The 14,180-nt window shown below is 67.1% G+C and carries 13 protein-coding genes; 7 read left to right on the forward strand and 6 right to left on the reverse strand.

Annotation, left to right across the window (positions count from 1 at the left end; all coding sequences use genetic code 11):
• Nucleotides 1–7 precede the first annotated feature (7 nt).
• Nucleotides 8–925, forward strand: coding sequence for an alpha/beta fold hydrolase (locus tag G6N59_RS03330; protein ID WP_138229368.1), 918 nt, complete (start codon nt 8–10; stop codon nt 923–925).
• Nucleotides 926–931: 6 nt separating this feature from the next.
• On the opposite strand, the gene G6N59_RS03335 is transcribed toward G6N59_RS03330, so the two are convergent.
• From G6N59_RS03335 to G6N59_RS03350, 4 genes are all read right to left on the reverse strand, one after another.
• The gene (locus tag G6N59_RS03335) at nt 932–2,233 is read right to left on the reverse strand and encodes a competence/damage-inducible protein A (RefSeq protein ID WP_138229369.1); all 1,302 of its coding nucleotides are present in this window, start codon (nt 2,231–2,233) and stop codon (nt 932–934) included.
• A gap of 43 nt (nt 2,234–2,276) precedes the next feature.
• Nucleotides 2,277–2,495: a hypothetical protein gene (locus tag G6N59_RS03340; protein ID WP_138229370.1), complete on the reverse strand. Its 219-nt coding sequence runs from the start codon at nt 2,493–2,495 to the stop codon at nt 2,277–2,279.
• 34 nt (nt 2,496–2,529) lie between these two features.
• A complete protein-coding gene (locus G6N59_RS03345; protein ID WP_234884122.1) occupies nt 2,530–5,397 on the reverse strand; it encodes a glycoside hydrolase family 2 protein in 2,868 nt (955 codons plus the stop codon).
• A gap of 154 nt (nt 5,398–5,551) precedes the next feature.
• Nucleotides 5,552–6,289: a glucose 1-dehydrogenase gene (locus G6N59_RS03350; RefSeq protein ID WP_138229371.1), complete on the reverse strand. Its 738-nt coding sequence runs from the start codon at nt 6,287–6,289 to the stop codon at nt 5,552–5,554.
• A gap of 70 nt (nt 6,290–6,359) precedes the next feature.
• Between G6N59_RS03350 and G6N59_RS03355 the strand changes: the two genes are divergently transcribed.
• The 5 genes from G6N59_RS03355 (at nt 6,360) to G6N59_RS03375 (ending at nt 11,737) form a co-directional block, all read left to right on the forward strand.
• Nucleotides 6,360–7,139, forward strand: a complete 780-nt coding sequence (locus G6N59_RS03355) for an HAD family hydrolase (RefSeq protein ID WP_138229372.1) — start codon at nt 6,360–6,362, stop codon at nt 7,137–7,139.
• Nucleotides 7,140–7,276: 137 nt separating this feature from the next.
• Nucleotides 7,277–8,410 carry a nitronate monooxygenase gene (locus G6N59_RS03360; protein WP_138229373.1) on the forward strand — a complete coding sequence of 378 codons (1,134 nt, stop codon included), beginning with the start codon at nt 7,277–7,279 and terminating at the stop codon, nt 8,408–8,410.
• Entirely contained in the window at nt 8,407–8,853 is a 447-nt protein-coding gene (locus tag G6N59_RS03365; RefSeq protein ID WP_234884123.1) for a hypothetical protein, read from the forward strand. The genes G6N59_RS03360 and G6N59_RS03365 overlap by 4 nt, the downstream gene beginning before the upstream one ends.
• 77 nt (nt 8,854–8,930) lie before the next feature.
• Nucleotides 8,931–9,500: a TetR/AcrR family transcriptional regulator gene (locus G6N59_RS03370; RefSeq protein WP_138229374.1), complete on the forward strand. Its 570-nt coding sequence runs from the start codon at nt 8,931–8,933 to the stop codon at nt 9,498–9,500.
• Nucleotides 9,497–11,737 carry a molybdopterin-dependent oxidoreductase gene (locus G6N59_RS03375; protein ID WP_138229375.1) on the forward strand — a complete coding sequence of 747 codons (2,241 nt, stop codon included), beginning with the start codon at nt 9,497–9,499 and terminating at the stop codon, nt 11,735–11,737. The genes G6N59_RS03370 and G6N59_RS03375 overlap by 4 nt, the downstream gene beginning before the upstream one ends.
• Before the next feature lie 69 nt (nt 11,738–11,806).
• Here the strand turns inward: G6N59_RS03375 and G6N59_RS03380 are convergent, their stop codons facing one another.
• Nucleotides 11,807–12,280, reverse strand: coding sequence for a hypothetical protein (locus tag G6N59_RS03380; protein WP_138229376.1), 474 nt, complete (start codon nt 12,278–12,280; stop codon nt 11,807–11,809).
• Nucleotides 12,281–12,561: 281 nt separating this feature from the next.
• On the opposite strand from G6N59_RS03380, the gene G6N59_RS03385 reads away from it, so the two are divergent.
• Nucleotides 12,562–13,821, forward strand: coding sequence for a cytochrome P450 (locus G6N59_RS03385; protein ID WP_138229377.1), 1,260 nt, complete (start codon nt 12,562–12,564; stop codon nt 13,819–13,821).
• On the opposite strand, the gene G6N59_RS03390 is transcribed toward G6N59_RS03385, so the two are convergent.
• Nucleotides 13,793–14,137, reverse strand: a complete 345-nt coding sequence (locus G6N59_RS03390) for a hypothetical protein (protein WP_138229378.1) — start codon at nt 14,135–14,137, stop codon at nt 13,793–13,795. The two genes, G6N59_RS03385 and G6N59_RS03390, sit on opposite strands and share 29 nt — an antisense overlap.
• Nucleotides 14,138–14,180 lie beyond the last annotated feature (43 nt).

The following is a 14,180-nucleotide window of genomic DNA, read 5'->3' on the forward strand; positions in this document are numbered from 1 at the left end:
TTCGGCCATGGTCATGTCGATCGATCGTCCGAAGCTGGAAGGCAACATCGCCGTCGGCGAGGACCGCCAGATCGGTTTCGCAGAGTTCGGAAATCCGCAGGGACGAGCCGTGTTCTGGCTGCACGGGACGCCCGGCGCGCGCCGGCAGATCCCGACCGAGGCCCGTACCTTCGCCGCCCGCAGGAACATCCGGCTGATCGGCATCGACCGGCCCGGCATCGGCTCGTCGACGCCGTATCAGTACGAGAACGTGCTCGGGTTCACCGACGATCTGCGCACCATCGCCGACACCCTCGGCATCAACCGGTTCGCGGTCATCGGGTTGTCCGGCGGCGGCCCCTACACGCTGGCCACCGCTGCCGCCATGCCCGACCGGGTGGTGATGGCCGCGGTGCTCGGCGGCGTCGCCCCGCTGATCGGCGAGGACGGCATCAGCAGCGGGCTGATGGAGCTGGCCAAGATCGTCCGGCCCGTCATCGAGGTCGCCGGCACCCCGATCCGCTGGGTGGCCGGTTCGTTGATGAAGCTGGCCGCGCCGTTCGGCTCCCCCGCCCTCGACCTGTACGCCCGGATCTCCCCGGACGGCGATCGAAACCTGCTGAGCCGTCCCGAATTCAAGGCGATGTTCCTCGACGACCTGCTCAACGGCAGCCGCAAGCAGCTGGCCGCACCGTTCGCCGACATCGTCGTGTTCGCCCGCGACTGGGGCTTCCGGCTGGAGGACATCAAGGTGCCGGTGCGCTGGTGGCACGGCGATGCCGACCACATCGTGCCCTACGCCCACGGCGAGCATGCGGTGGCACGAATTGCCGATGCCGAGATGTACACGCTGCCCGGCGAAAGCCATCTCGCGGGTCTCGGTGTGCCCGAAGACATCCTGACCAAGATTCTCGAGGTCTGGGACGCCGACCAGGCCGCGCGGTAACGCCCGTCAGGCTGTGCCGACCTGGCCGCTGAGCACCCGGCGCAACATATGCATGGCGACGGTCGTCGACCGCTCGCGGATGTCTGCCCGATTACCGGGCAGGTGGACGGTCCGGGTGTGCATTGTGCCATCGGCCAGACGCACGCTGAAACACACTGTGCCGACCGGCTTTTCGGCGCTACCGCCGCCGGGGCCGGCAATGCCGGTGATACCCACGGCGACGTCGGCACCGAACCGCTGCAAGGCACCGGCCGCCATGGCCTCGGCGACCGGTTCGGACACCGCACCGTGCGTCGCGATCAATGCGGGGTCCACGCCGAGCAGGTCGGCCTTGGCCTCGTTGGAGTACGACACCACACCACCGGCCAGATAGGCCGACGATCCGGGCCGGTCGGCCAGCCGAGCCGCCAGCAGGCCCGCCGTGCACGACTCGGCCGTGGCGATGGTACGGCCCGAAAGCAGTTGCGCCACTTGGTCATCGACCAACGCGCCATCCTCGGAGAAGACCTCGTGCCCATGGCGTTCACGGAGCAGTCCGGCCAGTTGCCGGTAGCTCTCGGCGGCGTCGGGTTCGTAGCGGGTGACAATCTCCAACTCACCGCGACGCAGACACGTCGTGATCTCCAGGTCGGCGAAACCGGCGACCAGGGTCTCCGCTTCCCGCAGGGTTTCGGCCAGCCCCGACTCGGGCAGACCGAACATCCGGATAGTCTCCTGCGTGTAGATGGTGCGCCCGGCAATCGCCCGCTGGGCGGTGGCCGTCTCGATGGCGCGGGTCCACATCGGCTGCAGTTCACGGGGCGGCCCGGGGAGGACGATCACGGTCGGCGCACCGTCGGTCCGGGTGACCACGACGCCGGGTGCGGTACCGACGGGGTCCAGAATCTCGACACCCTCGGCGCTCCCGCCCTTGGGCACCAGCGCCTGCTTACGGTTGGCGGCCCGCACCGCGTCGAAATCGGCGCCGGGGAACCGGCCCATGAAAGACCGCAGGATCTCGGCGATGCGTTCTTCGAGTCCCTCGTCGAGCACCAGCTCGCGGCCGCAGAATGTGGTCACCACGGCGACGGTCATGTCGTCGGCCGTCGGCCCGAGTCCTCCGCTGGTGACGATGAGGTCCACACCTTGCGCGGCAAGGAAATTCAGCTGGGACTCGATGTCTTCGGGCCGGTCGCCGCAGATGGTGATGTGGGCGAGCTCGACGCCGAGTTCCAGCAGCCGATCCGCCAGCCACGGCCCGTTGAGGTCCTGGACCCGCCCGGTGAGAACTTCGGTTCCGGTCACCACGATGCCCGCACGAACGCCCATGGCGATCACAGTACGGCGCTACCGGAGGGCACTGCGGACTGAGTCAGCCCGCCAGCCAGGCGCGCACGGTGGCGAGTTCGCGCGTGTAGTTTTCCATGATGTCGTCCTGGAATCGCGAGCCGCCGCTGATCGCGTCGTCCCCGCGCCAGATCACGCGCACTCGAGAAGCGCCACGCAGGTAGACGTCGACGCGGTCGTCGGTCCGGCGCTGCCAGCCGGTGTCGGCGGTGTGTGCAGCCAGTGCGGATCGTTCGTCAGCCATCGGCTTCTCCTTCGGGTCGACTGATAATCATGTCTCATGCGCCGGGCCGGAGCACCCGCGGTACCGCGTCAGGGGCCGCCGGCCGGACGTCCGGCTCGGCCAATCCGGGGTCGGCGACCGCGGCACGGGACGCGGCGTCGGCTACCGGCTGCGGTGCGGGGCCACCCGTCACCGGGACCGTCACGGGCGGGGTGTTGTAACCGCCGACCCGGACCCAGCCCGCGTTCACGCCGGGTTTCGGCACCAGCCCCCGGACATGCGCGGTCTCCCCCGGATAGACCGTCACGTAGTTGTCGCTGTACTCGATCGGCAGGATTTCGTCGGCGTCCGGAGCGGTGGTCAGCTCCGCCCGCTCGAAGAACGCGAGTTGCTTGGTCGGGTTGTGCAGGGAGATGTCGACCACCTGCTGGCCGTCACCGTTGACGGAACCGACGGCGCTGACCTCCAACCGGGCCTTGGGCATGTAGTTCAGCGGCGTCATATCGGCCCAACCGGTCTGGTGCAGCTCGAAGGCGACGTCCTTGTGGGGATCGCCGATGTCGTCCTGCTGCGACTGCCAATAGTTGTTGTCGGCGATGATCTCGCCGATCGGGTTCAGCAGTTCGCACCGTACGAAGAACACCCGCGAGTCGGGCACCTCGCGCGGCAACGTCATCGCGACGGTGGCGGCGCCGGACACCACGTCGTACGGGTCGCTGACGCGCTCGTCACGCATGGTTCCGTTGATGTCATACACCCGGGTGCGAACCCGCAGGCCGACGGCATTCTCCGGGCTCTGGTTGGTGATGCTGATCTTGGCGGTGCTGTGGTCGCCCGTGGCGTACGAATCGAAGGTGACCGACAGCGGCTGCAGGCCCTTCTTCGCGCCGTAGTACGCACCGCCGGGCCGCAGGTAGTAGTCGAAGATGTTGCCGAAGAACGACGGCCAGTGGTTGTTGAGCATCCAGTAGATCGTCATCTTGCGGTCGGCCCAGCCCAGCGCGGCGAACGACTCGAACTGAGCCCGCGTCGCCTCGTAGTGCGCGAGCTGGGCCTTGCGCGTGAATTCTTCGGCGCCACTGGACGATCCGTAGCGCTGGACGACCGCGTCGCGGATGCTCGCCAGCGCCTCGTTGCTGGGGTTGGAACCGGCGTGGAAGTACCACATGTCGTTGATCGGCCAGAGCTTGTCCGGCGGGATGAACTTTCGCAGGCTCGCGAACGGCGGGATGTGTTCGTTGTCGCCCTGTTCGGCCGACGCGCCGCGGGCGGCCGCGTAGTCGCCGCTGAACCAGTACGCCGGGGGCCGCCAGGTGTACGGGCCGGCCATCTGGATGCCGTCCCACAGCCGGTTGCCCTGCGGATCAGTGGCATACGACGACACTGTGTCGACAACGGCGTTCTGCCAGTGCAGCTTTCGCAGGATGTCGTGGTACTCGGCAAGGATGTCGGCCGGCGGATGACCGTCGCTGGCATTGGCCCACACGAACGCCGACGCATGCGAACGCAACATCAGGATCTGCGAGCGCAGACTGTCCTGCGCGACCCGGTGGTCCTCCTGGCCCCACTGCGGCCATTTCTCCCACTGGTTGCAACACATCCAGCCCACCATCAGCGGGATGCCCAGCTCGTCGGCCCGTTCCATGAAGCGCGCAGCGGGAATCTTGGATTCCATGCGGATCATGTTCAGACCCAGATCCTTGACGTAGCGCAGGATCGCGTCGTCACGATCGGGATCGTCGCGGTACAGCAGGTCGGGCGTGTAGGTGGCTCCGCGCGCCAGGAAGTCGCGGCCATTGACCTTCAGGTAGAAATTGCCGCCGGAACCCAGCTGTGGGAAGTCCTCGCTGCCGTCGCGCCCCTGCTCGATGGACCGGATACCGAACCGCTGCGTGAACTCGTCGGTGGCCTGGCCGTACTGCAGGAACTGCAGCCGCAGGTCGTACAGATCGGGCTTGCCCATCGTGTACGGCCACCAGAGGTCGGGGTGCTCGACCCGCAACGCCTCGTAGTCGTTGGGGCTGAACGTGACGTCGCGGCTCTCCCCCGGTCCGAGCGACACCGGTCGCTCGATGTCGATGTCCGCCTTGCCGGCGCGGGTGATGGTCGCCCGCACGACGCCGTTGACGCGCTGGTCGGAGTAGTTGGTCAGGCCCGACCGGACGCTGAGCTGGGCGCTGTCGGTGCGCGGCAACGGCAGTTGGCTGTTCACGGTGGCATCGGTGATCGCCACGTCGCCCGACATCTTCAGGGTGACCGGCTTGAAGATGCCGGCATTGCGGTCCGCCACGAACGAGTTGCCGTTGGCCGGGTTCTTACCCGGCCCCTGGTACCCGAGATAGTTCCAGTTGATCCAGTCGAACCAGCTGTCGGCCAGCTCCACGCCGTCGACGTCCTGCAGTGCCCGCTCCGGGGTGACCTTGACCGCGAGCGTGTTGGTGCGGCCGCGCTCGATCCACTTCGACACGTCGAGGGTGTGGTCGACGTACATACCGGCGATCTGGCGGCTGTCGGCGATCTGGTGCCCGTTCAGCCAGATCTCGGCCCGGTAGTTGATGCCCGGGAAGTTCAGACGGTAGGTCGAGTGCCCGGCCGGCGCGACGAACGTCGTGCGGTACCACCAGTCCTGCTTGTACAGGTCCTGCGGCACCTTGGTCAGCAGGTTGTCACCGTAGTAGAGGTCCGGGTAGGTGCCGTCGTCCGCGAGCGTCTGCAGCACCGTCGCCGGCATGTGCCGCACCTGGTGCCAGCCGGCACCGGCGGCGGGGAATCCGTCGCGGCTGAGCTGCGCGCCACCGGCCACCATGCCCTGCGCGGACGCCAGCTGCCAGCCTTGCGCGAGCTCCACTTCGGCGGCCGCGCTCATCGGCCTCAGCAGGCGTGGCAGATCACCGGTGCACGCGAACAGCAGCACCAGGGACATGACGGCACCCAGCACTACACCGCGGCGCAACTCGGTTGATATAGCCCTGCTCCCTCCGAAAACTCAGCATCTGAACGCGCTTCTACAACCGAATACGCGATGTGGGGGCACCTCATTGTGCCCCGTCAGCCCGGAAGTTTCGGAATCACTGAGGTCAGAACTTGTGCGGCACGTCGGTCGTCAGGCCGCCGTCGACGACGAACTCGCTGCCGGTGGCAAATGACGATTCGTCGCTGGCCAGGAACACCACAAAGGTCGCTACCTCGTCGGGCTGCCCCGGCCGGCCCAACGGCGCGGTCATCATGTCATCGGGAAAATATTTGGTCATCGGCGTGCGGATGAATCCGGGCAACACCGAGTTGACCCGGATCTTGTCCTTGCCCAGGTCGATGGCCGCCGACTTGGTCAGACCACGCACCGCCCACTTGGACGCGACGTACGGATGCAGCAGGGTGGCGCCGCGCATGCCTTCGATGGACGAGATGTTGATGATCGAGCCGCCGCCGGCCGCCCGCATCGGCGCCACCACCGCCTGCATACCCAGGAAGGTCCCGGTGAGGTTGACGTCGATGCATTTCTGCCACTTGGCCATGTCGAACTCGCCGATCTTGCCGAGGGCGGTGATGCCGGCGTTGTTTACCAGGACGTTGAGCAGGCCGAACTGCTCGGCGGCGGTCGCGACCGCCGCCGCCCATTGATCGGCGTCGGTGACGTCGAGGTGGACGTAGCGGGCGGCGTCGCCGAGTTCGGCGGCCAGCGCCTCACCCTGCTCATCGAGGATGTCGCCGATGACGACCTTGGCGCCCTCGGCGACCAGCATCCGGGCGTGCGCCGCACCCATCCCCCGTGCGCCGCCAGTGATCAGTGCAACTTTTCCGTCCACGCGTCCCATGACGGGTCACGGTACCGCCCGGCCGACTGCTCGCCGGGAACCCGCGCGCGAATCCCGGCATACTGGTCGCATGTCTGCGCCGAACGCCGGGCCGATCACGGGGCCGATCAGTGCGGTCGACGTCGATGACCCTGGCGCGACGAGCTCGAACGTCGGTGCCTTCTTCGACGTCGACGGCACGTTGGTGTCCGGTTTCATCGCGACCATCCACGCCGCGCACCGGTTCCGGCAGCGGCAGGCGGCTTTCGGCGAACTGACCGGCATTCTCGAGGCGACGGTGCGATACAAGTTGCGCCGCATGGAGTTTGAGCGGTTGCTGGTGCGGGCCGCGGGCTACATGCGGGGCGAGTCGCTGGCCGAGCAGGAGGCACTGGGCGAGCAGCTGTTCCACAGCCATGTGCAGGCCCGGATTTTCCCGACGATGCGCGAGATCGTGCACACCCATCAGCGGTCGGGCCACACGGTGGTGCTGAGTTCGTCGGCGCTCACCATGCACGTCATGCCGCTGGCCCGCTACCTGGGCGTCGAGCACGTCATCTGCAATCACTTCACCGTCGACGGTGACGGCACCCTCACCGGCGACATCGTCCGGCCCATCGTCTGGGGCCACCGGAAGGCCGCCGCGGTCGAGGAGTTCAGCCAGGCCAATGACGTTGATCTGCAACAGAGTTACTTCTACGCCGACGGCGACGAAGACCTGCCGCTGATGCACGCCGTGGGGCACCCGATTCCGGTGAACCCGCGTCCCGGCCTGGCGGCCGAAGCGGAGCGACTCGGCTGGACGGTGGTGCGCGCCGCCGCCCCGCCCAGGGACCGGTCCGGTTGGCTACGGCGCCTCGCACGACCCTGACGTTCAGGAACATCATTCGCCCAGAATCTCGGCCGAAATGCGCGCGTAATCTTGCGCGCTGGACCGCCACGCGGTAGTAAACTAGAACACGTTTCAGTTTTGCCACTCCCGCCTCGGCACCAGCACAAGGAACTCCAATGCGCACCGCTCTCTGCGACCAACTCGGCATCGAATACCCGATCTTCGCCTTCACCCACTGCCGCGACGTGGTCGTGGCCGTCAGCAAAGCCGGCGGCTTCGGCGTCCTGGGCGCCGTCGGTTTCACTCCTGAGCAGCTCGAGATCGAGCTGAAGTGGATCGACGAGAACATCGGCGACCACCCCTACGGCGTCGACATCGTCATCCCCAACAAGTACGAGGGCATGGACCAGGTCGACCTGGATCCCGACGTGCTCAAGAAGCAGCTCAACGCGCTGGTGCCGCAGGAACACCTCGATTTCGCGAAGAAGATCCTCGCCGACCACGGCGTGCCGGTCGACCACAGTGACGACGACGCGCTGCAGCTGCTCGGCTGGACCGAGGCCACCGCAACCCCGCAGGTCGAGGTCGCGCTGCAGCACCCGAAGTGCACCCTGATCGCCAATGCGCTGGGCACGCCGCCCAAGGACATGATCGACCACATCCACGCCGAGGGCCGCAAGGTGGCGGCGCTGTGTGGCTCGCCGTCGCAGGCCCGTAAGCACGCCGACGCGGGTGTCGACATCATCATCGCCCAGGGTGGCGAGGCCGGTGGCCACAGCGGCGAGATCGGCTCGATCGTGCTGTGGCCTCAGGTCGTCAAGGAGGTCGCGCCGGTTCCGGTACTCGCGGCCGGCGGTATCGGCAGCGGCCAGCAGATCGCCGCGGCGCTGGCGCTGGGCGCCCAGGGCGCCTGGACCGGCTCGCAGTGGGTGATGGTCGAGGAGAGCGAGCACACCGAGCAGCAGCACGCCGCCTATGCCAAGGCCAGCAGCAAGGACACCGTGCGCAGCCGCTCGTTCACCGGGAAGCCGGCGCGGATGCTGCGCAACGACTGGACCGAGGCCTGGGAGCGGGAGGGCAACCCGAAGCCGCTCGGAATGCCGTTGCAGTACATGGTTTCCGGCATGGCGGTGGCCGCCACCCACAAGTACCCCAACGAGAGCGTCGACGTCGCCTTCAACCCCGTCGGCCAGGTCGTCGGTCAGTTCACCAAGGTCGAGAAGACCTCCGCGGTGATCGAGCGCTGGGTGCGGGAGTACCTGGAGGCCACCGGCCGGCTCGAGGCGCTGAACGAAGCCGCCTCCGTGTGATCGAGGCCGCCGGCAGCGGGTTCCTGATCGCCGTCTTGTGGATGGACCTGATCTTCGATGTTCAGGTGCTCCGCCATCGCAGGTCGGCCGATCTGCCGGAACCCGTGCTGGCGTCCATCGCCGCCTATTATCACCGGGCCACCACCACATCGCGTCCGATGAGCCTGCTGATCGCCGCCGTTATGGCAATCCTGTTGGTGGCACTGGCTTTTCACGAGTTCCATGGCGGTGTGCCAGGGTGGCTGATGCCGCCCTTCGCCGTACTCGCCGGCGGACCGGTCCTGCTTGCGTTGGCGCGTACCGTCCCGCACGCAGTGGTGCTGGGACACCGGGGCGGGACGGCTGCCGAACAGTCGCGCCTGGCCCGGTCCATCTGCCGCGACCATCTGCTGTGCCTGACCAGCATGTCCGCGTTCCTGGTGCTCTGGCTGTCGATCAGTTAGGCCATGTCTTCGGCAGGCATAGACCCATGTGCGTCGATTATGTATGGTTACATACATAATTGACGAAAGGGCGTCGGATGGTCAGCCCGCGTGACCGCATGATCGTCTCTGCCGCACTGCTCATCCGCGAGCGGGGCGCACATTCGACGGCCATCTCGGACGTGCTCGCCCACAGCGGCGCACCACGCGGCTCGGCGTACCACCACTTCCCCGGCGGTCGCACCGAACTTCTCTGCGAGGCAATCGATTTCGCCAACGAGCACGTCGCGCGCCGGATCGCCAAAGCGGGCACCGCGCTCGAAGCGCTCGACGTACTGATCGACGGCTTCCGCACCCAACTCACCGAGACCGAATTCCGGGCCGGCTGCCCGGTGGTCGCGGTCGCCGTCGAGGCCGACAACCCGCCCGTCATCGAACGCGCCGCGGCGGCCTTCACCCGCTGGCTCGCCCAGCTCGAAGAACAGCTCAAGGCCGACGGCGCACCAGCGGAACAAGCCACCGAACTCGCCATGCTGGCCACCACCGCCATCGAAGGCGCCGTTCTGGTGGCCCGCACCACCGGCTCCACCGCTCCATTGGACCTCGTGCATCGGCAGCTGCGTGCCCTAGTGTCCGCCGCGATCACACAACGGAAGGCGTCCACATGACCGCAACCCAGGCCGACTGGCAGTCCACCGCCTGCATCCTGTGCGAGTGCAACTGCGGCATCGTGGTCCAGCTCGACGGCCGCACGCTGTCGAAAATCCGTGGTGACAAGGCGCACCCGGCGTCGCAGGGTTACACGTGCAACAAGGCACTGCGACTCGACCACTACCAGAACAACCCGGGCCGCCTCACCGCTCCGATGCGCCGCCGGCCCGACGGCAGCTACGAGGAAATCGACTGGGACACCGCAATATTCGAGATCGCCGAAGGATTCTCACGGATCCGCGACGAACACGGCGGCGACAAGATCTTCTACTACGGCGGCGGCGGCCAAGGCAATCACCTCGGCGGCGCGTACAGCGGGGCGTTCCTGAAGGCACTCGGTGCCCGGTACCGGTCCAACGCGTTGGCGCAAGAGAAGACCGGTGAGTACTGGGTGGACGCGCAGCTCTACGGCGGGCACACCCGCGGCGAGTTCGAACACGCCGAGGTGTCGGTGTTCATCGGGAAGAACCCGTGGATGTCGCAGAGCTTCCCGCGGGCCCGGACCGTGCTGCAGGACATCGCCAAAGACCCGCAGCGGTCCATGATCGTCATCGATCCGGTGATCACCGACACCGCCAAACTGGCCGACTTCCACCTGCGGGTGCGGCCCGGCACCGATGCCTGGTGCCTATCGGCACTCGCCGCGGTCCTGGTCCAGGAAAACCTTTGCGACGAAGCATTTCTCGCCGAACACGTCACCGGTGTCGAACCGGTCCGGGCCGCACTACGCACCGTGGACGTCAACGATTTCGCCCAGCGCTGCGGCGTCGACGCCGAGCTGCTGCGCGCCGCGGCCCGCCGGATTGCCAGGGCGGCAAGCGTTTCGGTGTTCGAGGACCTCGGCGTGCAGCAGGCGCCGAACAGCACCCTGTGTTCCTACCTGAACAAGATGTTGTGGATCCTGACCGGCAACTTCGCCAAACGCGGTGGACAGCATCTGCATTCGTCGTTCGCGCCACTGTTCGCGGCCGGCGGCGTCGGCCGATCCCCGGTGACCGGCGCTCCCATCATCGCCGGGCTGCTGCCGTCCAACGTGGTGCCCCAGGAGATCCTGACCGACCATCCGGACCGCTTCCGCGCCATGATCGTCGAGAGCAGCAACCCGGCACACTCGATCGCCGACTCGGCCGCGGTACAGGAGGCGCTCGGCGCACTCGAACTGCTGGTGGTCGTCGATGTCGCGATGACCGAGACCGCGCGACTGGCCCACTACGTACTGCCGGCGGCCAGCCAATTCGAGAAACCCGAAGCCACGTTCTTCAATCTCGAGTTCCCGCACAACACCTTTCATCTGCGGCACCCGGTGATGACGCCACTGCCCGGGACATTGCCGGAGCCAGAAATCTGGGCGCGGCTCGTGCGTGCGCTCGGCGTCATCGACGACGCCGAGCTCGACCCGCTGCGCCGGGCCGCCGGCGACGGCCTCGACGCGTACCTAGGAGCATTCTTCGGCGCAGTCGGCGCCAACCCGGCACTGGGCCGCGTGCTGCCGTATGTGCTGTACGAAACCCTCGGCCCGACACTGCCCGACGGCCTGGCCGGTGCGGCCGCGTTGTGGGGGCTGGCGCAAAAGGCCGCGATGACCTATCCCGATGCGGTGCGCCGCGCCGGTCACGCCGATGGCAACGCGCTGTTCACCGCGATCCTCGAGGGCCGGTCCGGTGTCACGTTCACGGTGCACGAGTACGAGGACGACTGGGGACTGGTCAGCCACAGCGACAAGCGCATCGCCTTCGAGATCCCCGAGATGCTCGCCGAGCTCGCGGCGCTCGGTGCCGACCGGCCGCCGCTGATCACCGACGAGTACCCGATCGTGCTGTCGGCCGGCGAGCGGCGGGCGTTCACCGCCAACGACATCTTCCGCGATCCCGGCTGGCGCAAGCGCGACACCGACGGGGCGCTGCGGGTCAGCGTGGAAGACGCTGCGGCACTGGGCCTGGTCGACGGCGGGCGGGCCCGGATCACGACCGCCGCCGGTACCGCGGAAGCGTCCGTCGAAGTCACCGACGTCATGCTGCCCGGGCATGCCGCGCTGCCGAACGGTTTCGGGCTGGACTTCACCGACGCCCACGGTAGGCAGCGCGTGCCCGGGGTTGCCCCCAACAACCTCACCTCGGCCGACTGGCGCGACGAATTCGCCGGGACCCCGTGGCACAAACATGTGCCCGCCCGCATCGAGGCCCTGACCGTCTGACTAACTCGGGACGGGATCGCTCGGCAGGAGCAGCCGGTCGATGGAGCTGACGGTGTCAGGCGAGACCAGCTAACCGGCCGGAGCGTCCGGAGCCGGCGGCGGGACCGGCACGGGAGCCTGCGGTCCGGCCGGCATCCCCGCGGGTGGTGTCGCGTTGGCGTCCATCGGCCGCTGTGCCAGCAGGACGAGGGCCTCCTTCGGGCTGATCTCCCGGTTTTGGACGGCATGCCAGACGTCCTTCAAATAGGACAACTGGTCGGGGTCCTGCGAACCGTCCGGAGTGGACGTCGTGTACGGCGGTAGGTTTTCCGGGCTGGACAGGTGCGGTACCGGGGCCGCCTCTGGCACCGGCACCGGCTTGCCGATCGGGGCAGGCGCAGGCGCCGGCACCGCCGCAGCCGTGGTGTCGCTGGATTTCGTATCGGTTGCCGGACTGTCGGCCCAGGCCGATGGCGCGCTACCCAGCGGTAGCAGCAACGCTGCGCAGGCAAGCCCCACGACGCGAATCGTGGCGTGGGTTCTGGTGTCGTTCAGGATTCTCATCTGATGCCCTCCCGTCCATCTCCGGTAACCAATGGTGCTACAGGTGACTGCGGTATTGCTGGGAATTCGCCGTATCAATCTGGTGCGGCCGTACGAATATCCAACCGCCACCACGGCCGCCAAGGGCACTCCTGCAACGGCTTCGCTACGACGAATAGTCCAATGGGAATGGGCGACCATCGGCATTCACCCAGAATCCGAGCCGAATATCGGCATAACCTTGCGGCCCCGACTGCTACGCGGTACTAAATTGAAACACGTTGCAGAGTGAGGAGCGCCACATGTCGGCACCCAACATCCCAGCCGGATTCGACTTCACCGACCCCGACGTCTACGCCCAGCGGCTACCCGTGGCGGAGCTGGCCGAACTGCGGCACGTCGCGCCGATCTGGTGGAACGAACAGCCCATGGGCAAGGGCGGTTTCGACGACGGTGGCTACTGGGTGGTGACACGGCACAAGGACGTCAAGGAGGTCTCCCGCCGCAGCGACGTGTTCTCCAGTCAGGAGAAGACCGCGATCCCCCGCTACCAGGACGGCACCGTCACCGAACAGATCGAGCGCGGCAAGTTCGTGCTGCTGAACATGGACGCGCCGCACCACACCCACCTGCGCAAGATCATCTCCCGCATGTTCACCCCGCGGGCCATCGAACTGTTGCGGGACGAGCTGAGCAATCGGGCGCAACAGATCGCGCAGGAGGCCGCCGCCAAGGGCTACGGCGACTTCGTCGAGCAGGTGTCCTGCGAGCTTCCGCTCCAGGCGATCGCCGGCCTGATGGGCGTGCCGCAGGAAGATCGCCGAAAATTGTTCGACTGGTCCAATCAGATGGTCGGCGACATGGACCCAGAATTCGCCGGCAACGACGCCATCACCGCGTCCGTCGAATTGATCATGTACGGCATGGCGATGGCCGCCGACCGTGGCGCCAACCCGCGCGACGACCTCGTGACCCGGCTGGTCCAGGCCGATGTCGAGGGTCACAAGCTCTCCGACGACGAGTTCGGCTTCTTCGTCATCTTGCTGGCGGTGGCCGGCAACGAGACCACCCGCAACACCATCACCCAGGGCATGATGGCCTTCGCCGACCACCCGGATCAGTGGGAACTGTTCAAGCGTGAACGTCCGGCGACCGCCGCCGACGAGATCGTCCGCTGGGCGACGCCGGTCACCTCGTTCCAGCGCACCGCAACGCAGGACACCGAACTGGGCGGTGTGCCGATCAAGAAGGGCCAGCGGGTGGTGATGTGCTACCGGTCGGCGAACTTCGACGAAGAGGTGTTCGACGACCCGTACACGTTCAACGTCATGCGCGACCCCAACCCGCACGTCGGCTTCGGCGGCACCGGCGCGCACTACTGCATCGGGGCGAACCTGGCTCGCATGACCATCGATCTGATGTTCAATGCGATCGCCGACCATATGCCGGATCTGCGTCCGCTCAGTGAACCCGAACGGCTGCGGTCCGGCTGGCTGAACGGCATCAAGCACTGGCAAGTCGACTACACGGGCGCTAACGCGAAACCAGCTGTCGCGCAGTGACCCCGTGCCGATCCGGGTAGTCGAGTAGCGACTGCCAATAGTCGTCGGACAACTCCCGGCCCGAGCGCAGCACCATCGCCAGCCCGGTCGCCATCGCGACCCCGAGCAGGCCTAGCCACAGCCCCGCGAGGGCGATGACCACCCATAGTGCCGTAGTGAGTGCGGGCCACGGCGAGACTGCCGTCAATGCCGGCGCGAAGAAGAAACCGGTACCGACGTACCAGGCCGACCCCGTGCGATCGGCCGCCATCACGGCCCGCAGCCAGACGGGCGGCGCCTGCCGCGACAGTTCGGTTGCGGGATGGTTCGTGCGCATCTCGATCGCCTCCTCGTGCGTTGCCGGTCGATTCGAGACTGTC

It is taken from the genome of Mycolicibacterium aubagnense, from assembly GCF_010730955.1.
GTDB classification, from domain to species: Bacteria; Actinomycetota; Actinomycetes; order Mycobacteriales; family Mycobacteriaceae; genus Mycobacterium; species Mycobacterium aubagnense.